This window comes from Sphingomonas sp. Leaf407 (assembly GCF_001425385.1).
Lineage (GTDB): Bacteria > Pseudomonadota > Alphaproteobacteria > Sphingomonadales > Sphingomonadaceae > Sphingomonas.
The window spans coordinates 968834-992928 of sequence record NZ_LMQO01000001.1; the positions used below are offsets into that span (position 1 = coordinate 968834).

Below are 24095 nucleotides of genomic sequence, written 5' to 3' on the forward strand. Positions count from 1 at the left end.
ATCGTGGACGTCCTTGTCCGCCCCGGGAGATTATCATGCGATCGCTGGCGCTTATCCTTGCCTTTACCCTGCCCGCCGTTGCGCAGGCGCACGAAGTCTGGATCGAGCGCGACGGCGCGGGGCCGGCACGCATCTACCTTGGCGAACCGGCCGAGCCGATGCCGGCGGGCGGCGATCCCGAATTCAAGCGGCTGGTGGCACCGAAGTTCGTCGGCACCGCCGCCACCCGCAGCGATCGCCGCGCGGGCTATATCGAGGCGATAGTGCCGGCGAAGGGTGACCTGCGCGTGACCGACGATACGGTGTTCGCGCCATGGGGGGCGGAGGGTGCGAAGGAGGCGGTGATCTATTACGCGCGCGCCGGGCGCAGCGATACCGCCACCGCCATGCCGTACGAGATCGCGCCGCTCACCGCCAATGGCAATCGCTTCGCGCTGATGCAGGGCGGCAAGCCGGTCGCCGATGCCAAGGTGACGGTGGTGTCGCCCGATAAATGGACGAAGGTGCTGAGCGCCGACGCGAACGGTATCGTCACCGTGCCGCTGCGTGGGGGAGGCCGCTATCTGTTGAGCGCGACCAAGGAGGAAACCGGCCAGTTGGCGGTGCCCGCAGGACCGGTCGCCAAAATCTATCACACCGCCACCACGACCTTCGTGGCGAAATAGGGATACTCTCCGATCGTCGTCCCCGCGCAGGCGGGGACCCATATACGCCGACGCCGGTGCTTCCATCGAAACACCGGCGTCTATGGATTCCCGCCTTCGCGGGAATGACGATGTAGGGAAGGTTACTTCACCGGCAACACGAACGGTGCGGCGGGCAGGTCGGCCTTGTCGAACAGGTTGACGAACGGCGCGTCGGCCCACGCATAGCGCACCCGCGTCACCCCCGGCCTGTTGGCGCCGGGCAGCACCACCGTCTCGCCGCGCGGCACGGCAGTGGCATAGCTGCACGTCTCGCCCGCGCACGTTTCGAACCCGATCGCCTGCGCGCCGCTGTAGCTTTGCAATCCGCCCAGTGCGTTGCGATAGCGCACGACCAGATCGGCCCCGGCGCGGGTCACGTCGACCGCTTCCGGCCCCGATCGCGTGCCCGGTTTGCCATAGGCGATGACGCTCGCCAGCCGGGCCAGCCGCTCGCCGACCAGCGTCTTCTGCGTCGGATGGATGTCGAACCGGTCGCCGACGTCGATCGTCACCGCCAGCCCCGCATCGGCATCGGCCGCGACCGCTTCGGCCTGCGCCTGGCGCAATTCGGCCCAGCTCGACTGGCCGGGCGTCGTCATCGGCTTGCCATAGGAGGTGAGCTGCACGACGAAGAACGGCAGTTTCGGCGCATCGAACGCCCGCCGCCAGTCGGCCATCAGCAGCGGCAGCAACCGGCGATAGGCGCCGGCTTCCGCCGCGTTCGATTCCCCCTGATACCATGCCGCCAGTTTCAGCCCGTAGCCGGCGAACGGCGCGATCATGCCGTTGTAGAGCGTGGTCAGGCTGTTGGGCGTATCCCATGGCGGCGGGGCGATCCACTTGTCCTTGAGCGGCGTACCCTTCGCATAGCGCCACGGCCCCTTGAACGGAACGAGCGTGCCATCGGCCAGCTCGACCCCGCGCGGCGCGGGGCTGGCGAAGCCGCCGCCGTTGGCGCCGCCCAGCACGCGGATCGCCACAACGTTGCGCCCGGCATGAAGCCTGCCCGCCGGGATCGCATAGCCGCGCCATGCCCATTCGATGCTGCCACCGCCGACATAGGTGCCGTTGACATAGCTTTCGTCGAACTTGTCGATCGGCCCCAGCCGCAGCGTCCTGGCGGCGGCGGCCTGTTCGGGGGTCAGCTCGATCGTGGTGCGCAGCCACACCGCGCCCTCGAAATCGGCCAGCGCGGGGATTCCCGCCTGCCGCCATGCCGCTTCGTTGATCGTGCCCCAAGCCGCGTCGTCGAAGCCCTCGGTCCGCCATGCGCGCTGGCTGGTCGCGGCGGGATCGTTCGCCTGCCACCATGCCTCGCGTCGTTCGCCATCGGCGAGGATCGCCGCCGCCGGATCGCGCCCATATTGCGCCACCGCCGCCACGCCGGCGCGCAGGTCGGGAACGGTCGACAGCGCGGGCGCGCTGATCCAGCTTTCGATCCGCGTGCCGCCCCATTCGGACGAGATGAAGCCGATCGGCACCTTCTCCGACTGACGAAGCGAGCGGGCCATGTAATAGCAGACCGCCGAGGCATCGCCGACCGTCTCGGGCGAGACCTGCGCCCACTTCGCGCGCTTGTCCAAGTCCTTGGCGACGTTCGGCCGGTTGGCGTCGTCGATCACGACGAAGCGCAGCCCGGTATCGGCCGACGAACGGGTCGTGCCCCAGGCGTTGGTCGAGGCCGACACCTTGAACTCCATGTTCGACTGGCCGCCGCACAGGAACACGTCGCCGACCATGATGTCCGACAGCGTCTGCGCGGCCGCGCCAGCGCTGCCGACCGACAGCGTGTACGGCCCGCCCGCCGGCATCGCCGGCAGCATCACGCGCCAGCTACCGTCGCTGCCGACCTTCGCGCTTACCCGACGATCGCCCAGTTGCACGCTGACCGTACCGCCGGGTGTGCCGGTGCCCCAGACAGCGATCGGCCGGTCGCGCTGCACCACCGCATGATCGGCAAAGATGTTCGCGAACTGCGCGCCTGTCGGCGGCACCGCCGTCGCTTGGCCGAAGGCCGGCACGGCCGCCCCCAGCATCGCCGCGCCCGCCAACCATTGCATCGCCCGCCGTCTGGCCATCATCCGCATCCCACTCCCCGACTCACAAATTGACATCGCTATCATGGCGCAGGTCATCGGCCCGCGCCACGGCCGATCCTTTAGCGGCGCGGATGTAAAAAGCGCGTTGACGCTCCCTGGTCAGACAAATACGCCGATCCGAACGCCGCAAAGGCCGGGATCGAACGGGGAGAGTAGCATGGCATCGTGGAGACGCTGGACCGGAGGGCTGTTGCTCGCCGCCGCCGCCCTGCCCGCCGTCGCGGCGGGACAGGCGCTTGCCCCCACTGGTCGCTGGAGCGCCAACACCGCCGGCCGCGCCAGTTTGCCGCCGATGGGCTGGAATAGCTGGAACGCCTTCTACACCGATGTCGACGAGGAGAAGGTGCTCGCCTCGGCGAAGATCATCGTCGATTCCGGTCTTGCCGCCAAAGGCTATCGCTACGTCAACATCGACGACGGCTGGTGGCTGCAACGCCGCCAGCGCGACGGGCGGGTGCTGATCCGCACCGCCACCTTCCCCTCGGCGCGGACCGCCGACGGCGCCACCAGCTTTCGCCCGCTGACCGGCCGGCTGCACGCCATGGGGCTGAAGGCCGGCATCTATACCGACATCGGCCGCAATTCGTGCGGGCAGGCCTATACCGCCAACGGCCCGAACCAGCCCGAAGGCAGCATGGCCGAGCGCGAGATAGGGCTGTACGACCATGTCGATGGCGATATTCGCGCCTATTTCGCCGAATGGGGCTTCGATTACATCAAGGTCGACGGCTGCGGCATCCGCGCGCTCGGCCCCGACAGCAAGATGGTGCAGGGCGGCCGCTACCGTGCGCTGGGGCCGATCGTCGACGTCGATTCGCTCGGCCGGACCGATGTTGCGGCGGTGCGCGGGCTGTACCAGCAGGTCGCCGACGCGCTGAAGCGCCACAATCCCGATGGCGACTATATCTTTTCGGTCTGCCTGTGGGGATCGGCCGATGTGCGCTCGTGGGGGCGGTTCATCGGCGGCACCTCGCGCACCAGCGAGGACATCACCGCGTCGTGGACGCGGATGCTCCACAATCTCGACAGCACGTCGCGCCGCGCGCTCTATGGCCATCCCGGTTCGTGGAACGATCCCGACATGCTGTTCGTCGGCACCGGCGATTTCGACAAGGATCACCTGACCGAAGCGCGCGCGCATTTCTCGCTGTGGGCGATGGTCAACGCGCCGCTGCTGATCGGCTATGATCTGCGCAAGGCGGGGCCGGAGCTGATGGCGATCCTCGGCAACGAGCGGATCATCGCGCTCAACCAGGACCCGGCCGGCAATCAGGCGACGCTGGCGTACGACAGCGAGGACGTGCAGATCTACGTCAAGGCGCTGGCCGACGGGACCAAGGCGGTGGCGATCCTCAACCGTCGCGACAAGCCGTTCGACGCGACACTGACCGCCGACCACCTGAAACTGCGCGCCGATGCCGACATCAGCCTCGACGATCTGTGGACCGGCACGCGGACCAGCTTCCGCGACGAACGGACATTCACGCTCGCCGCGCATCAGGCGCTGGTATTCCGCGCGCGGGGCGGCCGGCAGTTGCCGAACGGACTGTATCTCTCCGAGCTGCCCGGGCGGGTGAACCCGGCGGTCGATGGCATCACGGTGCCGGAGAACGAACCGATGATCCACCGTGGCATCCTCCATTGGAACAGCACGCGCGGCGGCGGCGAGCGGCCGCGCTATGCCGGCTGGGGCGGCGCGCAGGTCGACGCCACGCCCTATGGCGAGACGCTGGGTATCGCCGGCAAGCGTTATGCGACCGGTCTGGGCGTGCTCGCCAATTCGCGGCTGGAGGTTCGCGCGGGCGATGCGAAGCGCTTCACCGCCTCGGTCGGGGTAGACGACAGCGCGCGCGACCGCAGCCATCCGGTCCGCTTCGCCGTCTATGGCGACGGCCGGCTGCTTGCCCGGTCGAAACCGATGCGTTTCGGCGAGGCGGCGGTCCCGATCGCCGCCGATGTCGCCGGGGTGAAGCTGGTCGAGCTGGTCGCGGAGGGGAAACGGGGCGAACGATTCCCCGATCCGGTAGTGTGGGCCGATGCCGCGCTGGTGACGCAGTGACCCGCCTGTCGCGCCGCACGCTGATCGCCGCCGGCGGCATCGCGCCTGCCGCCGCCGCCGGCATCGCCCGTGCCGCCCCGCGCAAGGGCGCGCCGCTCGCCCCCACCCCGCCGATGGGCTGGAATAGCTGGAACAGCTTCGCCACCACGATTACCGAGGCGCAGGCGCTGGAAACCGCGACGATCCAGCGCGACCGGCTGCTGCCGGCGGGCTATTCGATCTTCACCATCGACATACAATGGTACGAACCCGGCGCGACCGGATACGAATATCGCGCCGATGCGGTGCCGGTGCTCGACGGGCACGGCCGGTTGCAGCCCGATCCGAAGCGCTTTCCTTCCGCCGCCGATGGTCGCGGTTTTCGCAGCATCGCCGACCGGGTCCATGCGATGGGTCTGAAATTCGGCATCCACCTGATGCGCGGCATCCCGCGCGAGGCGGTGCGACGCAACCTGCCGATCCTCGGCACCCGGTATCGCGCGCAGGACATCGCCGACCCGACCAGCATCTGTTCGTGGAACAGCGACATGGTCGGCGTCGACATGCGCCGGCCCGGTGCGCAGGCCTATTACGACAGCGTGTTCGCGCAATATGCCGACTGGGGCGTCGACCTTGTCAAGATGGACGACATGAGCCGCCCGTATGACTCGCATGCGCCCGAGATCGAGGCGGCCGCCGCCGCGATCCGCCGTTCGGGCCGGGCGATCCTGCTGAGCCTGTCGCCGGGCGAAACGCCGTTGTCCTCGGCCGACCATGTCCGCGCGCATGCGCAGATGTGGCGGATCAGCGACGATTTCTGGGACGAATGGGCGCTGCTCGACGCACAGTTCACCCGGCTGGAAAACTGGCAGCGGTATGCGGGGCCGGGCGGCTGGCCCGATGCCGACATGCTGCCGCTCGGCCGGCTGGCGCTGGGGCAGCGCGATACGAAGTTCACCGCACCCGAACAGCGCACGCTGATGACCTTGTGGTCGATCGCCCGATCGCCGCTCATCATGGGCGGCGACCTGCGCCATCTCGACGCGGCGACGCTGGCGTTGCTGACCAATCCGGAGGTGATCGCGGTCAATCAGGCGAGTTCGCGCAACCGCCCGCTCCATGTTCAGGACGGGATGCGCGCGTGGGAAGCGCGTGCGGCGAACGGCGACACCTATCTCGCGCTGTTCAACCCGACACCCAAGGCGGCCCGGATCGGGATCGATCCGCGCTGGCTGAACCTTGCCGGGCGGCTGCGCGTCCGCGACCTGTGGGCGCGTGCCGACCTGCCACCCGTAACCGGCCGGATCGAGGCCGACCTGCCATCGCACGGTGCCGCGCTCTATCGGCTGGCGGCAGCGTGATGCGGATGCTGTTCGCCACGCTCGCGCTGTTCGGGACGGCTGTTGTCGCCAGCGAACCGGCGCGCTTCAGCGAATTCCGCTATACCGGTCGCACGATCGATCGCGCGGTGCCCGGCCCCGACCAGTATCGCAACCCGATCGTGGCGGGCTATTATCCCGATCCGTCGATCGTGCGCGTCGGCGAGGAGTATTACCTCGCCAATTCGTCGTTCGCGCATTTCCCCGGCATCCCGATCTTCCATTCGCGCGATCTGGTCCACTGGACGCAGATCGCCAACGCGATCGACCGGCCGATCCAGCTCGATTTCAGCAGGCGGCGCGTGTCCGAAGCGGTGTTCGCGCCCGATATTTCCTATCACGCCGGCACCTTCTACATCGTCAACACCTGTGTCGAATGCGGCGGCAATTTCGTCATCACCGCGCGCGATCCGAAGGGGCCGTGGTCGGACCCGGTGTGGCTGCCGTTCGAGGGGATCGATCCGTCGATCCACTGGGAGGGCGAGCGCGCATGGATCGTCAACAACCGCGCCCCCGCTGGACCTGCCCGGTACGAAGGGCACCGCGCGCTGTGGGTGCAAGAATTCGACTGGCGCGCGGGCAGGATGATCGGGCCATCGACCCAGATCGTCGACGGCGGGGTCGACATCACCAGGCAGCCGGTGTGGATCGAAGGGCCGCATATCCTGCGGAAAGACGGCTATTATTATCTGACCGCCGCCGAGGGCGGGACCGAGGTCAATCATTCGCAGGTCGTGTTCCGATCGCGCGAAATACGCGGGCCGTATGTGCCGTTCGCCGGCAACCCGATCCTGACGCAGCGTGATTTGCCCGCCGGGCGGGCGAACCCGATCACCTCGGCCGGCCATGCCAAGTTCGTCCAGACGCAGCGCGGCGACTGGTGGGCGACCTTCCTCGCCGTGCAGCCCTATGCCGGTGATTACTACAACACCGGGCGCGAGACGTTCCTGCTGCCGGTGACATGGGTCGACGGCTGGCCGGTAATCCTGCCCAATGGCCAGCCGATCCCGCATGTCGCCAGCCGCCCCGCGCTGCCGCGCCAGCCCGCGCCGGCGCGGCCGACGACCGGCGACTTCGCCTATGTCGACCGGTTCGACACGCCGAGGCTGGGCCTGTCGTGGGTCGGCATCCGCACGCCGCGCACGCCGGTGTACAGCATCGCGGGCGGCGAGTTGATCGTTCCCGGCGGAGCGGCGCTTGGCGACCAGAACGGCGTGCCGGGCTTCGTCGGCCGGCGGCAGCAGCATGCCACGGCGACGGTGTCGACGACGGTGCGCTTCGTCCCGACCGGCGACGGTGATCGCGCCGGGCTGGTCGCGTTGCAGAGCGACCGGAGCTATCTGTTCTTCGGCGCCACGCGGATCGCCGGCCGACCGGCGATCGCGCTGTTCACCCGCGACAAGGGCGACGAACGCCTCATCGCCTCCGCGCCATGGAACGGCACCGGCCCGGTCACGCTGACGCTGCGGATCGACGGCGGCACGATCGCGGTCGACTATCGCGCCGGTGGCAGGGCCGCGACGCTGAAAACCGGGCTCGACGCCCGGTTCCTGAGCACGGCGACGGCGGGCGGCTTCACCGGCACGGTCATCGGCCCCTATGCCTGGCGCAAATAGGTGTCCCCGGACCAGTGCCATAGCACTGGCCCGGGGACAGGCGTTACGGACGGCGTTCCGCGCTCAGTAGCTGTAGCCGACGCGCACCATGAACTGGCGCGGTGCGCCCGGCAGCGTCCACAGCCGCGAATAGGAGCTGGGGAAATACTGCTTGTCGAACAGATTGGTGACTTCGCCCGACACGCGGATGCGGTCGGTCGGTTCGAACGCGGCGGTCAGCCGGGTCAGCGTATAGCCCGGCAGATAGTAGAAGTCGCCGTTCGGGAAGCGATAGCCGGTTTCGCCCAGCCGTCGCCCGACATAATTCACCCCCGCGCCCAGCGTCAGCCGGCTGCTGCCGATGTCGAAATCCTTGAAGATCAGCGCGCTGCCGCTGTTCTTGGCGATGTTGAGCAGCGGATCGCCCTTGCGCAGCCCGAACCCGAAATTGGGGTCGAGCGCGTCCTGCGCCACCGTCGCGTCGATATAGGCGTAATTGAACTGGACGCGGAACCCGGCGGGTAGATTGCCCGACAGTTCGGCCTCGACGCCCTTGCTCTGCGCCCTGCCCACCGCCAGCGAGAAGTTGGCGTTGACCGGGTCGGCGGTCAGCACGTTGCTCTTGGTCGTGCGGAACAGCGCGACCGTCCCGGTCAGCCGGTTGTGGAACAGCGCGACCTTGGCCCCGGCCTCGTAGGATTCGGTGCGTTCGGGAAGGAACGGGTTGTTGTTCGCATCGGTGCCGTTGTTCGGGCGGAAGCCGCGCCCGTAATTGGCATAGATCGAGAGCGCGTCGCCGATCAGATAGGTCGCGCCGACCGAGGGGCTGAACGCGGTCTTGAACTGCTGGGTCCGGCGCCCGCCGACACGCTCGTCGATCACCTGTTCGAATTCGTCGTACCGCCCGCCGAAGCGGACCTTCAGCGCATCGGTCACATCGACCTGATCCTGAAGATAGCCACCCCAACTGAACTGCCGTTCCAGATAGCTCTGGAAGGTGCCGGTCGCGGGCTGCTTGCCATAGACCGGGTTGAAGATGTCGACGCGGTTGCCCGCCACCAGATTGCCCGCCGCCTGCGACGCGACCAGCGGCGGACGATAACGGTTCTGGATCACGTCCAGCTCATACTGGTCCCAGTCGGCACCGACGATCATGTGGTGGGTGAGCGATCCGGTGGAGAATTCGCCGCTCAGCTCGCCGCGGAACGTAAGGTCGGTGGTCGAATAGTCGCGGGCGCGGCGCTGGCGCGACAGGGTGGTGCCGTCGGTGTAGAGCCGCTGGCGACCGGCGGCCAGTTCCGCCTCGGTCGAGGTGCCCTTGAAGAAGGTGTCGCGATAGCCGACGCCCAGCACCAGCGACCAGTCGGAACTGAAATCATGCTGCAACTGCGCCTGATGCCCCTTGGCGCGGACATGGACCGGACCGTCGCCCGGTTCGCCGAAGAACCGTTCGCGCGGAACCAGCGACAGATTGCCGCCCGGCGCGACGATGCCGCGATCGAACATCACCTTCTGGTCGATATATTCGAATTCATAGCTGGCCGAGCTGTCGCGCCCGAGCTTCACCAGTACCGACGGCGTCACCGTCACCTTCTGGCTCGATATGAAATCGCGGAAGCTGTCGGCGGATTCGGCGGCACCGGTCACGCGCACCGCGATCTTGCTCGACAGCGGCACGTTCACATCGCCCTCGCTGCGATAGTTGTTGAAGCTGCCCGCCGACAGGATCGCGCCGCCGTGCAGGTCGAACCCCGGCTTCTTGGTGATGATGTTGACGGTACAGCCCGGTTCGCCCCGCCCGAACAGCGACGAGTTGGGGCCTTTGAGCACCTGTACCTGTTCGACGTTCGACATGTCGCGCGATCCGCCATAGCCGCGCGCGCCGTTGAACCCGTTCACCAGATAGTTGCTGGCCGTTCCCTCATCGCCGGTGAAGCCGCGACAGGCGAACACGTCGAACAGCCCGCCGAAATTATTCTGCCGCGCGATTCCGGTCGCGAAGTCGAGGGCGTTGTCCAGCCGGGTGATCCCGGCATCCTTCAGCGTCGCGGCGGACAGGATCTGGATGCTCTGCGGCACTTCGATGGTGGGGACGTTGGCGACATATTGCTGACGCTGACCCTGCACCACGATGTCGGCCTGCTGGTCGGGTTCGGCGTCGGCCGTCGCGGCGGCAGCAACACCGGCGGTCGCGGCGACATCCTGTGCGGTGGCGGCGACGGGCATGGTGAACGCCAGAGCGGCGGCACTGAGGAAAAGCAGTTGTCGGTTGCGCATAAGAACCCCCCAAGCATGAAACGGCTGTCGCATCGTCCTCAACCTGGCGGCGTCCCGATCTTCGCTTCCGGTCCTTTGCGGACCGGCGGACCGGTGTAGCGCCGCCTCTGCGGCACCTGGATAATGGGCGAGGGGTTCAAGCATTTTGTTGCGAAGCCGTGACAGGATCGGAACGAAATGCAGCGTTGTGCGTGGCGTTGCCACGCGATCATGCCGTCAGCCGGCAGGAAGCTCCCGCCGGGCCAGTTCGGCGAACCACGCGATGCCGATCGGGGTCGCGGCATCGTTGAAGTCATAGGCGGGGTGATGCAGCGGCGCGGTGTGCGATTCGTCGCGCTGGCCGAGCCACAGATAGGCGCCGGGCCGCGCGCGCAGCATGAAGGCGAAATCCTCCGAGGTGAATGCGGGTGCTGGCGCTTCGCCGGCGTCGTGGCACACCGCCTGCGCGGCGGCCAGCGCGATCGCGGCGCTAGCGGGATCGTTCACGGTCGCGGGATAATAGCGGACATAGTCGATGGCGATCACGGTTTCGCTCGCCTGTGCCACCCCGTCGCAGATCGCGCGCACCGATTGTTCGATGCGGTCCTGCACCGCGCCCGAAAAGGTGCGGACCGTGCCGGTCAGCGTGACCTTGGCGGGCAGCACGTTGTGCGAATCGCCCCCGGCGACCTTCGTGACCGAGAGTACCGCGCTCTCGGTCGGGGGGATGCGCCGGGCGACGATGGTGTTGAGCTGTGCGATCAGCGTCGCGGCGGCGAGGATCGCGTCCGGGGTCTGGTGCGGCATCGCCGCATGGCCGCCGCGCCCGGTGATGGTGATGTCGAACCGGTCGGCCGCCGCCATGATCGGACCCGGCCGGGTCCGCGCACTGCCCAGCGGCAGGTCGGGCCAGTTGTGCAGCGCGAACACCCGGTCGCAGGGAAAGCGATCGAACAATCCGTCGCGCACCATCGCGTCCGCGCCGCCCTGCCCTTCCTCGGCAGGCTGGAAGATGAAATGGATCGTGCCCGAAAACTCGCAGGTGCGCGCGAGATGCCGCGCCGCGCCGATCAGCGTCGCGCTATGCCCGTCATGACCGCAGCCATGGAACACGCCGGGCGTCGTGCTGGCATATTCCAGCCCGGTTTCCTCGGCAAAGGGCAGCGCGTCCATGTCGGCGCGAAATCCGATCGCGCCGTTGCCGGGGCCATTGCGCAGCGTGCCGACCACCCCGGTCCCGCCGATGCCGGTCGTCACCTCCAGCCCGGCATCGCGCAGCGCGGCGGCGATGATCCCGGCAGTACGATGCTCGGCGAAGCCCAGTTCGGGATGAGCGTGCAGGTCGCGACGCAATGTGGCAAGGTCGGCGAGGTCGTGGGCATCGATACGCATCGGCGGGGCCTTCCGGGCTAGGGGTTCAGCCGCGATCCTCGAACAGCGCCTCGATCGGGTCGTAGCGTTTCACGATCGGCGACTTCAGGACGATGTAGCTGAAATATTTCTCGATCCCGAAATCGCTTTCGAGGATCGATTCGATCAGTTCCTGATATTGCGACACGTTGCGGGTGATGAACTTCACCAGATAGTCGTAGCCGCCGCTGACGAGGTGGCATTCGACGATCTCGGGCAGGTTGCGCGCGCGCTGTTCGAACCGGGAAAAATCGCCGGTGCGATGGTCCTTCAGCGTCACCTCGGTAAAGACGGTCAGCGTCTCGCCCAGCTTGGCAAGCGCGACATGCGCGCCATAACCGGTGATATACCCGGCCTTTTCCAGCCTCTTGACCCGCGACAGGCACGGGCTGGGCGACAGGCCGACCGCATCGGCCAGATCGACGTTGGTGATCCGCCCGTTGCGCTGCAACTGCGCGAGGATGCGGAAATCCAGTCGGTCGAGTTTGGGCGATGGGGTCATGGTCGCAAGTCTATCCCGTCCTGCCGGATTGATGGCGTCTATCGCAATGCCGCACGAACATCCGGCCGGTCCAGCACGTCGTCAAGCGTGGCGGTGAGCCGTGCGAGCAGTTCGTCCATGTCGGCTTCGTCGCAACTGATCGCGGGCGCAAGGCCGATCGTGCCGTCGGCAAAGGCGCGGAAGATGATCCGGTTGGCGTGTGCCGCGCGGGTCAGCAGGTCGGGAAGGCCCAGCGCGGGGTCGAACCGCGCCTTGGTCGCGCGATCGGCGACCAGTTCGATCCCCGCCAGCATCCCCGCCTGTCGCACGTCGCCGACCAGCGGATGATCGGCGATCGTCGCCAGCCCCGCCGCCAGTTGCGGCGCGCGGGCGATGCCGTTGGTGAGGATGCCGCCTTCGTACAGGTCGAGCACCGCCATGCCGACCGCCGCCGACACCGGATGCCCCGAATAGGTCGCGCCATGCCCGATCGGCAGGTGGTTGTCCGGCCCGTCGGCGATCCCGGCATAGATTTCTTCGGACAGGAGCAGCGCCCCCATCGGCGCGTATCCGGCGGTCAGCCCCTTGGCCAGCGTCATCAGGTCGGGCGAGACGCCTTCATGCTCGCACGCGAACATCGGCCCCGTCCGCCCGAACCCGGTGATGACCTCGTCGACGACCAGCAGGATGCCCAACTCGGTGCAGGTGGCGCGCATCGCCGCCAGCCAGCCTTTCGGCGGCACGAGGACGCCGGCCGATCCCTGCACCGGCTCGGCAAAGAACGCCGCGACATTTTCGGCGCCCAGCGCCGCGACCTTGTCGCGCAGCGACGCGACGCTGGCGGCGATCACCGCCTGCGGATCGTCACCCGCCGCGTGGCGATAGCCATAGGGCACCGGAATATGGTGCTGCCAGCCATGCGGCAGATCGAACAGCCGGTGGAACGCGGGCAGCCCGGTGATCCCCGCGCCGTTCGACGACGACCCGTGATAGCCCTTGTCGAGCGCGATGACGTGTTTCCGGGTCGGCTGCCCCTTGGCGTTCCAGTAATGGACGATGAAGCGCAGCGCGGAATCGATCGAATCCGATCCGCCCTGGGTGAAATAGACCCGGTCCAGCCCGGCGGGGGCCAGCGTGGCCAGCCGCTCGGCCAGCCGGATCGCCGGTTCGCTGGCATAGGAGAAATAGCCGGTGGCATAGGGCAGCCGCCGCATCTGTTCGGCCGCCGCCTCGACCACGTTCTCGTGACCATAGCCGATGTTGACGCACCACAGCCCGGAAAAGGCATCGAGCAGGTCGCGACCGTCGCCGTCGGTCAGATACATACCCTGCGCGCGCGTCAGCACGGTCGCGCCGCGTGCCTCGTGCCCGCGCCATGCGGTGACGGGATGGATGAGGTGACGGCGGTCGGCCTCGATCAGCGAATTGGAGAACATGGCAGCCCCGTTGGTAGTGATGCCGCATCCTACCGCGCGGCGGGCGGCGGCGGGACGATCAACCAGCCACCGCCGCCGCCGCCGACTGCCGAAGTTGGCGATCCTGCGGCAGATTATGCCGTAGCCGCCGTATAGGGCCGATCGACATTCAGTCGGCCATAACGCCAGCAAAGACCATTTCCGTTACCCCGGACTTGTTCCGGGGTCCACTTGGCCGCGAACGCTGTCGCAGATGCCTCGAGCGGCATCGATCGCTGCACTGTGGACCCCGGAACAAGTCCGGGGTGACAAAGGATGGTGGTATTTTCGACTACGAACTGCACCGGAATAGCTGAATGTCGATCGGCCCTAGCCGATCGCCGCCGCCACCGCCTTGCCGCAATCGATGGTCGAGGCGGTGCCCTTCAGGTCGCGGGTCCGGCCGGTTTCGCTCGCCAGCACGGTTTCGATCGCGGTGACGATCGACGCGGCGGCGGTATGTTCGCCGACGTGGTCGAGCAGCATCGCCGCGCACCAGATCTGGCCGATCGGGTTGGCGATCCCCTGCCCGGCTATGTCGGGAGCGGACCCGTGGACCGGCTCGAACAGCGAGGGGACCGACCGGTCGGGGTTGATGTTGCCGCACGGCGCGATGCCGATGGTGCCGGTACATGCGGGGCCAAGGTCGGAGAGGATGTCGCCGAACAGGTTGGATGCGACCACCACGTCGAACCGGTCGGGGTTCATCACGAACTGCGCGGCAAGGATGTCGATATGATATTTGTCGGTCCGCACGTCCGGGTAGCGTGCCGCCATCTCCACCACGCGGCTGTCCCACCACGGCATGGTGATGGCGATGCCGTTGGATTTGGTCGCCGACGTCAGATGTTTGGCGGGCCGCTGCTGCGCGAGGTCGAAGGCATAGCGCAGGATGCGGTCGGTGCCGGTGCGGGTCATGATCGTTTCCTGCAACACCACCTCGCGGTCGGTGCCGGGAAAGGCGGTGCCGCCGATCGCGGAATATTCGCCCTCGGTATTCTCGCGCACGATCATCATGTCGATGTCGCCCGGCTTGCGCCCGGCCAGCGGACACGGCACGCCGGGCATCAGCCGCGCGGGGCGCAGATTGACGTACTGGTCATATTCGCGACGGAACTGGATCAGCGAATCCCACAGCGAGATATGGTCGGGCACCGTATCGGGCCAGCCGACCGCGCCGAAGAAGATCGCATCGACATCGCCGATCCGCGCCTTCCAGTCCTCGGGCATCATTCGTCCGTGGCGGACGTAATAGTCGCAGCTCGCGAAATCATGCCATTGCTGCTCGACGGTGAACCCGTACGCGGCGGCAGCGGCTTCGAGCGCGCGAATCCCCTCGGGCACGACTTCCTTGCCGATCCCGTCGCCGGGAATCACCGCGATCCGATAGTTTTTCACGAGCCTTGCAACCCTCCCCAGTGAAACGCCTTGGTTTCCAGATATTCGTCGATGCCTTCGCGCCCGCCCTCGCGGCCGAGACCCGAGGCCTTGATCCCGCCGAACGGGGCCATTTCCATCGCCAGCGTGCCGGTGTTCAGCCCGACCATGCCGAACTCCAGCGCCTCGCCGACGCGCCATGCGCGGTGCAGGTCGTTGGTGTAGAAATAGCTGGCGAGGCCGAACGGCGTGGCATTGGCCAGCGCCACCGCCTCCGCTTCGTGAGTGAAGCGGAACACCGGGGCGACCGGGCCGAACGTCTCCTCCGACGCCAGCCGCATGTCGGCGGTGGCCCCGGTCAGCACGACCGGACGCGCGAAGCGATCGTCGTCGCGCGCATCGTCGGGCGCGGCGGCGATCCGCGCGCCCTTGTCCAGCGCGTCGGCGACATGATCGGCGACCTTGGCACAGGCGGCGGCGTTGATGAGCGGTCCGATCGTCACCCCCGCCGTCCGCCCGTCGCCGACCGTGAGCGCGCGCACCGCCTCGCCCAGCTTCGCGACGAAGGCGTCGTGGATGCCGTTCTGCACCAGCAGGCGGTTGGCGCAGACGCAGGTCTGCCCGGCGTTGCGGAACTTGCTGAGCATCGCGCCCGCCACCGCCGCATCGACATCGGCGTCGTCGAACACGATGAACGGCGCGTTGCCGCCCAGTTCGAGGCTGAGCCGCTTGAGCGTATCGGCCGACTGCCGCATCAGCAGCGATCCGACCCGCGTCGATCCGGTGAACGACAGCTTGCGCACGACCGGCGAGGCGGTCAGTGCCGCGCCGATCGCTTGCGGCAATCCGGTGACGATGTTGACGACGCCCGGCGGCATCCCCGCACGTTCGGCCAGCCGGACCAGCGCCAGCGCAGTGAACGGGGTCAGTTCGGAAGGCTTGATGACGACGGTGCAGCCCGCCGCCAGCGCGGGCGCTACCTTGCGGGTAATCATCGCCGCCGGGAAATTCCACGGGGTGATCGCCGCACAGACGCCGACCGGTTCGCGCGTCGCGAGGATACGGCGGTCGCCGCTCGGCGCCGGGATCATGTGCCCCGCGATCCGCCGGCCTTCGCCCGCGAACCATTTGACGAAACTGGCGGCATAGCCGATCTCGCCCTTGGCCTCGGCGATCGGCTTACCCTGTTCGGCGGTCATGATCGCCGCCAGCCCATCGGCATGGGCGAGGATCGCCGCATGCCATGCTTCGAGCAGCGTCGCGCGGTCGTCGGCGGTGCGTCGCCGCCATGCCGGCAGCGCGGCGGCGGCGGCGGCGATCGCCGCATCGGTATCGACCGTGCCCGCCGCCGGAACGGTGCCGATCGTCGCGCCGGTCGCGGGATCGGTGACGTCGAGCGTGCCGCCGTCCGCCGCGCCGCACCAGCGATCGCCGATCCGCATCGCCTCGACCAGCAGCCCGCTCGCGCGCAGGTCTGCGATGCTCAGCATAGCGCCTGGCTCACGATCGCGAACGACGTGGCGGGCGCGGCGGCGACCGGCTCGCCACCCCGGACCATCGTCACCACGCGCCCGACCCGAACCAGCCCCAGTTCCTCCAGCCACGGCCCCAGCCCGCTGTCGCCATGGATGTCGAGGCGGATGAACTCGCCGCTGCGCGACCCGATCCACTGGGCGATCAGCGCCTTGGCGCGGGTCACGTCAGGCGCGATCACCGGCCCCACGACATAGCCCCGGCCGAACCGGCGGAACAGCGCGACCCCGCTTACCTCGTCACCGTGCGTCAGCACCACGCCATGCGCCTTGTCGCGCAGCACGGTCATCACCGCCGGACGGTCCAGCCCGCTGCCCGCGCGGACCAGCGCATCGACCACCGCGCCGTCGCGCTCGCCCATCGGGCGCAGCCGCTCGCCCGGCCCCAGCGGGACCAGCGGCGCCTGAAACGCCGCGCCTTGATGCTGGAGGATTTCCCCCACCCCCGAAAAGCCCAGCTTGCGATAGAGCGGCAACCCGTCCTCGGTCGCGTTGAGCTGGATCGCGGCATCGGGGCCGAGCGCGGCGGCGATCTGGTCGAGCACCGCGTCCATCATGATCCGCCCGATTCCCGCGCCCCGGTGCCGACGCGACACGATCACCATGCCCAGCGTCGCGATCGCCGGTCCCGCGCGCCACCACATCGTCGTGGCGACGACCTCGCCGTTCAGTTCGGCGACGGTGCCGGTGCCGACCGCCAGCATGTCGGCCAGATCCTCGACGCGGTGCGGCCATTGCTCGCCCTTCGACAACCGGTGGACGCCGTCGATGTCCTCCTGCGTCATCGGGCGCAACCGCATGGTGCGGCTCTCCGCGGGGGCGGGCTCGGGGGCGGCACTTGTCTGCATCGTCTCGCGTTCCATCGCTGTCTCTCTCGCCCTGCTATAGCCCGTGCCCCGGCGCAGGAGGTGCCGCGCGAGGGAAGCGACGGCATCATATCGCGCGGAAACGCCGCTCCGCCCGGAATATCCTGCCGCACGTCCGGCTGCGCCAGTGGTTTCATCACCATTGCAGGCCGATGCTGCCCCGATCCGCGAACGGGTCGCGAACCCGCAGGGCGCGGTACGCTGTGCGGTCCCGTGGGGAAGGTTCAGCATAGATGACCGACGACCGGCGCAACTATCCCCTATCGATGCCGGTGCGGTTCGAGCAGATTATGCCGCAACGGGGTGCTGGTGCCCCGGCGGGGGAAGCCGGACACGCGATGAAGCTGGAATCCTATTGGCTGGACAGCGGCGAGCGCTTCGCACGGGCCGAACCGGGCCCGCTGCCGACGCGCGCGTCGGTGGTGGTCGTGGGCGGCGGCTTCACCGGGCTGGCGGCGGCGCGAACGCTGGCGCTGGCGGGGACCGACGTCGTGGTGATCGAGGCGGGCCGCATCGCGGGCGAGGCTTCGGGGCGCAACGGCGGGCAGTGCAACAACGGCATCGCCGGCGACATGGCGGCGCTGATCGCCCGGTTCGGGATCGAGCGCGCCACCGCGCTCTACCGCGCGTTCGACGCCGGGGTCGACCGGGTCGAGGCGATCGTGACCGAAGAGCACATCGCCTGCGACTTCACCCGCAACGGCAAGCTGAAGCTGGCCGACAAGCCCGAACACGCCGCCAAGCTGGCCCGCGCCGCCGAGGTGCTGGCGCAGACGGTCGAACCCGACCTGCGACTGCTGTCGCGCGCGGAGCTTGCCGGCGAGATCGGATCGGACGCCTTTCACGGGGGGCTGGTATTCCCGCGCAGCGCGTCGCTCCACATGGGACGGTTCGCCGCCGGACTGGCCGACGCGGCGGTGCGCCACGGCGCGAGACTGTTCGAGGATGCGCCGCTGACCGCGATGACGCGGCTGCCCAGCGGCCGCCACCGGCTGACGACCCCGCGCGGCACGATCGAGGCGGACGCGGTGCTGCTGGCGACCGGCGCGTCGATGGCCGGGCCGTTCGCGTGGCTGCGCCGGCGGATCGTCCCGATCGGTAGCTTCATCGTCGCGACCGAGCCGCTGGGCGCGTTGGCTCGCACCATCCTGCCGGGGCGGCGCAACGGGACGACGACCCGCAACATCGGCAATTATTTCCGGCTGACCGCCGACGATCGGCTGATCTTCGGCGGGCGGGCGCGCTTCGCCCTGTCCAGCCCGCGCAGCGACCTGCGCAGCGGCGAAGTCCTGCAAGCCGGGATGCGGCGCATCTTTCCGCAACTGGCCGATACCCGCATCACCCACACCTGGGGCGGTATCGTCGACCTGACCGCCGACCGGTTGCCGCGCGCCGGGGAACGCGACGGCGTATTCTATGCGCTGGGCTATAGCGGGCACGGCACGCAGATGTCGTTGCTGATGGGCGAAACCATGGCGCGGATCATCGGCGGCGCGCGCTCCGTGGACGAAAATCCGTTCCATGCCCTGCCATGGCCCGCCGTGCCGGGGCATTTCGGACCGCCATGGTTCCTGCCCGCGGTCGGTGCCTATTACCGGTATCAGGACTGGCGGCATTGATCGGGCGGCGTGACGCGATCCGCCTGCTCGGCGGCGGCGGGCTGTCGCTCGGCCTCGGCGCGTGCGGATTCGAACCGGCGAAACCCGAACCTGCCGGCGGGCGGCTGCGCGTCGCCGTCGCGGTCAGCTCGACCGCCGACACGATGGACCCGGCGCGCCAGACGGTCGTCACCGATTTCTGCCGCTGCGCGATGGTCTATGACGGGCTGACCCGGCTCGACGCGCAGTTCCGCCCGGAACCGGCACTGGCCGAGGCGATCGAGACGGCCGACGCGCGCGACTGGTCGATCCGGTTGCGCAAGGGCGTGCGCTTCCACGACGGGTCGCCGCTCACCGTCGCCGATGTCGTCTATTCGCTGCGCCGTCACCTCGACCCCGGTGTCGGATCGAAGGCGCGGGTGTTCGCCGAACAGTTCGCCTCGGTCGTCGCCGACGGTCCCGACCGGGTGCGCGTGGTGTTGAAAAGCCCCAACGCCGACCTGCCGACGATCCTCGGCATCCAGCAGTTTCAGATCATCCGCGACGGCACGCGCGAATTTCACCGCCCGATCGGCACCGGGCCGATGCGGATGATCGAATTCGCCCCCGGCGTCCGCTCGATCGCGGCGCGGTTCGACGACTATTGGCGCGGCCCGGTCCGGCTGGGTGAGGTCGAGCTGTTCGCGATCCCCGACGACAGCGCGCGAATCAACGCGCTGCTGTCGGGCGACGTCGACCTGATCCACGCGATCAACCCGCGCATGGCGCGCCATCTGACCGGCGCGGGGTTCGAGCTTCTGGAAACCAAGTCGAGCGGCTACACCAACCTGATCGTCCGGGTCGACCGGGCACCGGGCAACAACCCCGATTTCGTCGCAGGGATGAAACTGCTGCTCGACCGCGAGACGATGCGCACCGCGATCTTTCGCGGCTATGCGACGATCGGCAACGATCAGCCGATCGCCCCGACCAATCCCTATTACGACCCCAGCGTGCCGCAACGCCCGTTCGATCCCGAGCGCGCCCGGTTCCATTTCCGCCGGGCCGGGCTGATCGGCGCGCAGGTGCCGATCGTCACCTCGACCGCCGCCGACAAATCGGACGACATGGCGGTGCTGATCCAGGACGCGGGCCGCCGCGCGGGCATCGACTTCGACATACGCCGGGTGCCGTCCGACGGCTATTGGACCAACAGTTGGATGAAGGTCCCGCTGGGGTTCGGCAACACCAACCCGCGCCCGACCGCCGACATCAGCTTCACCCAGTTCTTCGCGTCCGACGCCGCGTGGAACGAAAGCGGGTGGCGCAATGCGCGGTTCGACCGCCTGCTGGTCGAAGCGCGTGGTGAAACCGACGAGGCGCGCCGCAAGTCGCTGTACGGCGAGATGCAGCATCTGGTCCACGACCATGCGGGGGTCGGCATTCCGCTGTTCCTCAGCCTGCTCGACGCGCACAGCCCGCGCGTGAAGGGGCTGCGCCCGATGCCGCAGGGGGGATTGATGGGGTTCGATTTCGCCGCGCATGTCTGGCTGGAAGGCGCATGACCGTGCCGCCGCTCGTATCGCTGACCGCGCGCCGGATCGGTGCGTCGCTGATAACGCTGTTCTTCGTGTCGCTGGCGGTGTTCGGTATCGCCCAGCTCATGGAAGGCGACGTGGCCGAAGCCATTCTGGGGCAGAGCGCCACGCCCGAGGCGCTGGCGGGGCTTCGCGCCGCGATGCACCTCGACCAGCCGGCATGGGCGCGCTACCTCGACTGGGCGGGTGGCGTGCTCGTCGGCGATCCGGGGCGGTCGCTCATCACCGGACTGCCGGTCTGGGAGATGATCGCGGCGCGGCTCGGCAATTCGCTGACGCTCGCCGGGCTGACCGCGCTGGTATCGGTGCCGCTCGCGCTGCTGCTCGGCATCGTCGCGGCGGTGAAGCGCGGGACCGCGTTCGACCGCGCGATCAGCATCGCGACGATCGGCGTCGTGTCGGTCCCCGAATTCCTGATCGCGACACTGGCGGTGATGCTGTTCGCGGTCACGCTGCGCTGGCTGCCCGCGCTATCGTCGACGCGCGACGTGCATTCGATGTGGGATCTGCTGCGGGTGTTCGCGCTGCCGGTGTTCAGCCTTGCGTGTTTCGTGATGGCGCAGATGGTGCGGATGACCCGCGCGGCGGTGATCGACGCGCTCGACACCTCCTATGCCGAAGCGGCGCGGCTGAAGGGGTGTTCGCCCGCCCGCGTCGTGCTGCGCCATGCGTTGCCCAATGCCGTCGGGCCGATCGCCAATGCGATCGCGCTCAGCCTGTCGACCTTGCTGGGGGGCGTGATCGTGGTCGAAATCATCTTCAACTATCCGGGGGTCGCGCGACTGATGGTCGATGCGGTGGCCACCCGCGACCTGCCGCTGGTGCAGACGGTGGCGATCATCTTCTGCATCGCCTATCTGCTACTGGTCACGACCGCCGACGTCGTCGCGATCCTCGCCAATCCACGATTGCGCCACCGGTGAGGGGGCTGGGACCAAGCGGCCGGATCGGGCTGGTGCTGGTGGCGCTGTGGCTGGCGGTGGCGCTGGTCGGCCCGGCCATCGCGCCGCATGGCGTGGGTGAGGTCGTCGATCTCGACGTGTTCGGCGGGATCAGCCGCGCCTTTCCGCTGGGGACCGACTATCTCGGTCGCGACATGCTCAGCCGGTTGCTGGTCGGCGCGCGCTACACGGTGTTCGTCGCGTTCGTCGCGACCGCCATCGCGGCGGCGACCGGCATCCTGCTGGGCCTCGCGGCGGCGGCGGGCGGGTGGATCGACGTGCTGCTGTCGCGGGCGTTCGACATCGTGATCGCGATCCCCAGCCTGATGTTCGCATTGGTGGTGATCGCCGCCACCGGCGCGTCGATCCCGGTGCTGATCGGCACGCTGGCGGTGATCTATACCCCCGGCGCGTTCCGCACCGCGCGGTCGCTGGCGATGGGGGTCATGGCGCTCGACTTCGTCGCCGCCGCGCGCGCGCGCGGCGAACGCCTGCCCTATATCGTGGTGCGCGAGGTGCTGCCCAACGTCACCGGGCCGCTCGCCGCCGATTTCGGGTTGCGCTTCGTCTTCGTCGTGCTGCTGCTCAGCGGACTGTCGTTCCTGGGGCTGGGCGTGCAGCCGCCGCAGGCCGATCTGGGCGCGCTGGTCCGCGAGAATATCGCCGGGCTGGGGTTCGGCGCGGCCGCCGTGCTGTTTCCGGCGGTGGCGATCGCCTCTCTTACCATCGGGATGAACCTGTTGATCGATTCCCTTCCCGGACGGCGGCGGCGATGACCGCGCCACTCGCGCGTATCGAGCATCTGCGCATCACCGCCACCGGCGACGACGGGCGCGAGATCGTGATCGTTCCCGACGCCACCCTGTCGGTGGCACCGGGCGAGGTGCTGGCGCTGATCGGTGAGTCGGGGTCGGGCAAGACGACGATCGCGCTGTCGCTGATGGGCTATGCCCGCCCCGGCTGCCACATCGCGGGCGGCGAGATCGAGGTCGCGGGGATACGGCTCGACGGCGCCGATGCCGATACGCTGCGGGGGTTGCGCGGGCGCACCGTCGCCTATGTCGCGCAGAGTGCGGCCGCAGCGTTCAACCCGTCGCTGACGATCATGGCGCAGGTGATCGAACCCGCGCTGATCCACGGCACGCTCGACCGTGCTGCCGCCGAGGAAAAGGCGAAGGCGTTGTTCCGCCGCCTCGCGCTGCCCGATCCCGACGGCGTCGGCGCGCGCTATCCGCACCAGGTCTCGGGCGGACAGCTCCAGCGGCTGATGGCGGCGATGGCGCTCATCACCGATCCCAAGCTGGTGATCTTCGACGAGCCGACCACCGCGCTCGACGTGACGACCCAGATCGAGGTGCTGAAAGCGTTCAAGGATGCGGTGCGCGATCTTGGCACCACCGCCGTCTATGTCACCCACGACCTGTCGGTAGTGGCGCAGATCGCCGATCGCATCGCGGTGCTGCGCGGCGGCGAGGTGCAGGAACTAGGACCGACCGACCAGATACTGTTCGCGCCACGCCACGACTATAGCCGCGCACTGGTCGCCGCCGCCGCGCCGCGCGCGCCCGCCGTGGCGCCGGCGTTGGTCGACGACCGCCCGCTGCTCGAACTGTGGGGCGTGGTCGCGGGCTATGGCGGCACCAACCACGACGGCACTCCGCGCACCCGCATCCTCGACGGGATCGACGTGTCGATTCGGCGCGGACAGGTGCTGGGCGTGATCGGCGAATCGGGGTGCGGCAAAAGCACGCTGGCGCGGGTCGCCGCCGGGCTGCATCCGCCGACCGCCGGGCGCATCCTGCTCGACGGGCGACCGCTCTCGCCGATCGTGCGGCGGCGGTCGCGCGACGAGCTGCGCCGGGTGCAGATGGTGTTCCAGAGCGCCGACACCGCGCTGAACCCGGCGGTCAGGGTGGGCGCGGCGATCGCCCGCCCCCTCGCCTTCTATCACGGGCTGGACCGCCGGTCGGCGCGGGCGGAAGTCGCGCGACTGCTCGACCTCGTCCGCCTGCCCGCCGCGCTGGCGGGGCGGCTGCCGGGCGAGTTGTCGGGCGGCCAGAAACAGCGCGTGAACCTTGCCCGGGCGCTTGCCGCGCGGCCCGACCTGCTACTGTGCGACGAAGTGACCTCGGCGCTGGACCCGGTGGTCGCCGAAGCGGTGCTCGACCTGCTGATCGAATTGCGCCGCGAACTCGGCCTCGCCTATATGTTCATCACCCATGACCTGGAGATCGTGCGCGCGATCAGCGACGACGTGCTGGTGCTCTATGCCGGGCGCGTCGCCGAACGGGTGACGCGGGACGGACTGGGGCATGGTGCCCACCATCCCTATACACGGTTGCTGACCGCGTCGGTGCCCGAACTCCGCCCCGGCTGGCTGGAGGAAACGCCCGCGCGCGACGCGGGTGCCGCCGGCGGAGCACGCATGCGCGCGCAAGGGTGCAGTTTTCAGCCGCGCTGCCCGATGGCGATCGACGCCTGTGCCGCCGAAATGCCGCCGATGCTGATCGAGGACGACCGGCGTGTCTTCTGCCACCGGTCAGTGGAGATGCTGACGCCCGCCTGACCACCGGAACGGGGGTGCCGGAACCACCGACACCCCCTTTCCGGCTGGCGGGGATAGATCGACATTCGACCAGACGCCGGCACATGCACCTCCCCTCCCTGACAAGGGAGGGGCCGGGGGTGGGTCGGCCCGAGAGGAAACGTAAGCGCTCCACAACCGGCCAACCCACCCCCCAACCCCTCCCTTCCAGGGAGGGGAGCATCTTGGAGTGGCATTTCGCTGACTGTCGGTCCGGCCCGG

At 68.6% G+C, this 24095-nt stretch carries 17 protein-coding genes; 9 read left to right on the top strand and 8 right to left on the bottom strand.

What is annotated here, in order from left to right:
- Positions 1 to 35: 35 nt before the first annotated feature.
- Entirely contained in the window at positions 36 to 665 is a 630-nt protein-coding gene (locus ASG37_RS04375; protein WP_156349160.1) for a DUF4198 domain-containing protein, read from the top strand.
- 122 nt (positions 666 to 787) lie between these two features.
- Here ASG37_RS04375 and ASG37_RS04380 read toward each other — a convergent pair whose 3' ends face one another.
- Positions 788 to 2746: a sialate O-acetylesterase gene (locus tag ASG37_RS04380; protein WP_200909780.1), complete on the bottom strand. Its 1959-nt coding sequence runs from the start codon at positions 2744 to 2746 to the stop codon at positions 788 to 790.
- A 196-nt stretch (positions 2747 to 2942) separates the two neighbouring features.
- Here ASG37_RS04380 and ASG37_RS04385 point away from each other — a divergent pair, with 196 nt between their 5' ends.
- The 3 genes from ASG37_RS04385 to ASG37_RS04395 are packed head-to-tail and all read left to right on the top strand — an operon-like array spanning position 2943 to position 7818.
- On the top strand, positions 2943 to 4844 hold the full coding sequence (locus tag ASG37_RS04385; RefSeq protein WP_055756409.1) for an NPCBM/NEW2 domain-containing protein: 1902 nt from the start codon (positions 2943 to 2945) through the stop codon (positions 4842 to 4844).
- On the top strand, positions 4841 to 6184 hold the full coding sequence (locus ASG37_RS04390; protein WP_055756410.1) for a glycoside hydrolase family 27 protein: 1344 nt from the start codon (positions 4841 to 4843) through the stop codon (positions 6182 to 6184). The genes ASG37_RS04385 and ASG37_RS04390 overlap by 4 nt, the downstream gene beginning before the upstream one ends.
- On the top strand, positions 6184 to 7818 hold the full coding sequence (locus ASG37_RS04395; RefSeq protein ID WP_055756412.1) for a glycoside hydrolase family 43 protein: 1635 nt from the start codon (positions 6184 to 6186) through the stop codon (positions 7816 to 7818). The genes ASG37_RS04390 and ASG37_RS04395 overlap by 1 nt, the downstream gene beginning before the upstream one ends.
- Positions 7819 to 7881: 63 nt before the next feature.
- On the opposite strand, the gene ASG37_RS04400 is transcribed toward ASG37_RS04395, so the two are convergent.
- From ASG37_RS04400 to ASG37_RS04430, 7 genes are all read right to left on the bottom strand, one after another.
- Entirely contained in the window at positions 7882 to 10074 is a 2193-nt protein-coding gene (locus ASG37_RS04400) for a TonB-dependent siderophore receptor (RefSeq protein ID WP_235525211.1), read from the bottom strand.
- 216 nt (positions 10075 to 10290) lie between these two features.
- Entirely contained in the window at positions 10291 to 11445 is a 1155-nt protein-coding gene (locus ASG37_RS04405) for an amidohydrolase (RefSeq protein WP_055756413.1), read from the bottom strand.
- A 25-nt stretch (positions 11446 to 11470) separates the two neighbouring features.
- Positions 11471 to 11965 (bottom strand): Lrp/AsnC family transcriptional regulator, encoded by a 495-nt coding sequence (locus ASG37_RS04410; RefSeq protein ID WP_055756417.1) that lies wholly within the window; start codon positions 11963 to 11965, stop codon positions 11471 to 11473.
- Positions 11966 to 12003: 38 nt separating this feature from the next.
- Complete coding sequence (locus ASG37_RS04415) at positions 12004 to 13380, bottom strand: aminotransferase class III-fold pyridoxal phosphate-dependent enzyme (RefSeq protein ID WP_055756418.1); 1377 nt, start codon at positions 13378 to 13380, stop codon at positions 12004 to 12006.
- Positions 13381 to 13728: 348 nt separating this feature from the next.
- Complete coding sequence (locus tag ASG37_RS04420) at positions 13729 to 14796, bottom strand: tartrate dehydrogenase (RefSeq protein WP_055756421.1); 1068 nt, start codon at positions 14794 to 14796, stop codon at positions 13729 to 13731.
- Complete coding sequence (locus ASG37_RS04425) at positions 14793 to 16265, bottom strand: NAD-dependent succinate-semialdehyde dehydrogenase (RefSeq protein ID WP_055756423.1); 1473 nt, start codon at positions 16263 to 16265, stop codon at positions 14793 to 14795. Before ASG37_RS04425 ends, ASG37_RS04420 begins: the two co-directional genes overlap by 4 nt.
- Positions 16259 to 17170: a GNAT family N-acetyltransferase gene (locus ASG37_RS04430; RefSeq protein WP_162233469.1), complete on the bottom strand. Its 912-nt coding sequence runs from the start codon at positions 17168 to 17170 to the stop codon at positions 16259 to 16261. The genes ASG37_RS04425 and ASG37_RS04430 overlap by 7 nt, the downstream gene beginning before the upstream one ends.
- A 236-nt stretch (positions 17171 to 17406) precedes the next feature.
- On the opposite strand from ASG37_RS04430, the gene ASG37_RS04435 reads away from it, so the two are divergent.
- The 5 genes from ASG37_RS04435 to ASG37_RS04455 are packed head-to-tail and all read left to right on the top strand — an operon-like array spanning position 17407 to position 23855.
- Positions 17407 to 18792 (top strand): NAD(P)/FAD-dependent oxidoreductase, encoded by a 1386-nt coding sequence (locus tag ASG37_RS04435; RefSeq protein WP_235525212.1) that lies wholly within the window; start codon positions 17407 to 17409, stop codon positions 18790 to 18792.
- Complete coding sequence (locus tag ASG37_RS04440) at positions 18789 to 20315, top strand: ABC transporter substrate-binding protein (RefSeq protein WP_235525213.1); 1527 nt, start codon at positions 18789 to 18791, stop codon at positions 20313 to 20315. Before ASG37_RS04435 ends, ASG37_RS04440 begins: the two co-directional genes overlap by 4 nt.
- A complete protein-coding gene (locus ASG37_RS17825; protein ID WP_055756427.1) occupies positions 20312 to 21271 on the top strand; it encodes an ABC transporter permease in 960 nt (319 codons plus the stop codon). Before ASG37_RS04440 ends, ASG37_RS17825 begins: the two co-directional genes overlap by 4 nt.
- On the top strand, positions 21268 to 22065 hold the full coding sequence (locus ASG37_RS17830; RefSeq protein WP_230769863.1) for an ABC transporter permease: 798 nt from the start codon (positions 21268 to 21270) through the stop codon (positions 22063 to 22065). The genes ASG37_RS17825 and ASG37_RS17830 overlap by 4 nt, the downstream gene beginning before the upstream one ends.
- Complete coding sequence (locus ASG37_RS04455) at positions 22062 to 23855, top strand: ABC transporter ATP-binding protein (RefSeq protein WP_055756428.1); 1794 nt, start codon at positions 22062 to 22064, stop codon at positions 23853 to 23855. The genes ASG37_RS17830 and ASG37_RS04455 overlap by 4 nt, the downstream gene beginning before the upstream one ends.
- Positions 23856 to 24095: the final 240 nt, after the last annotated feature.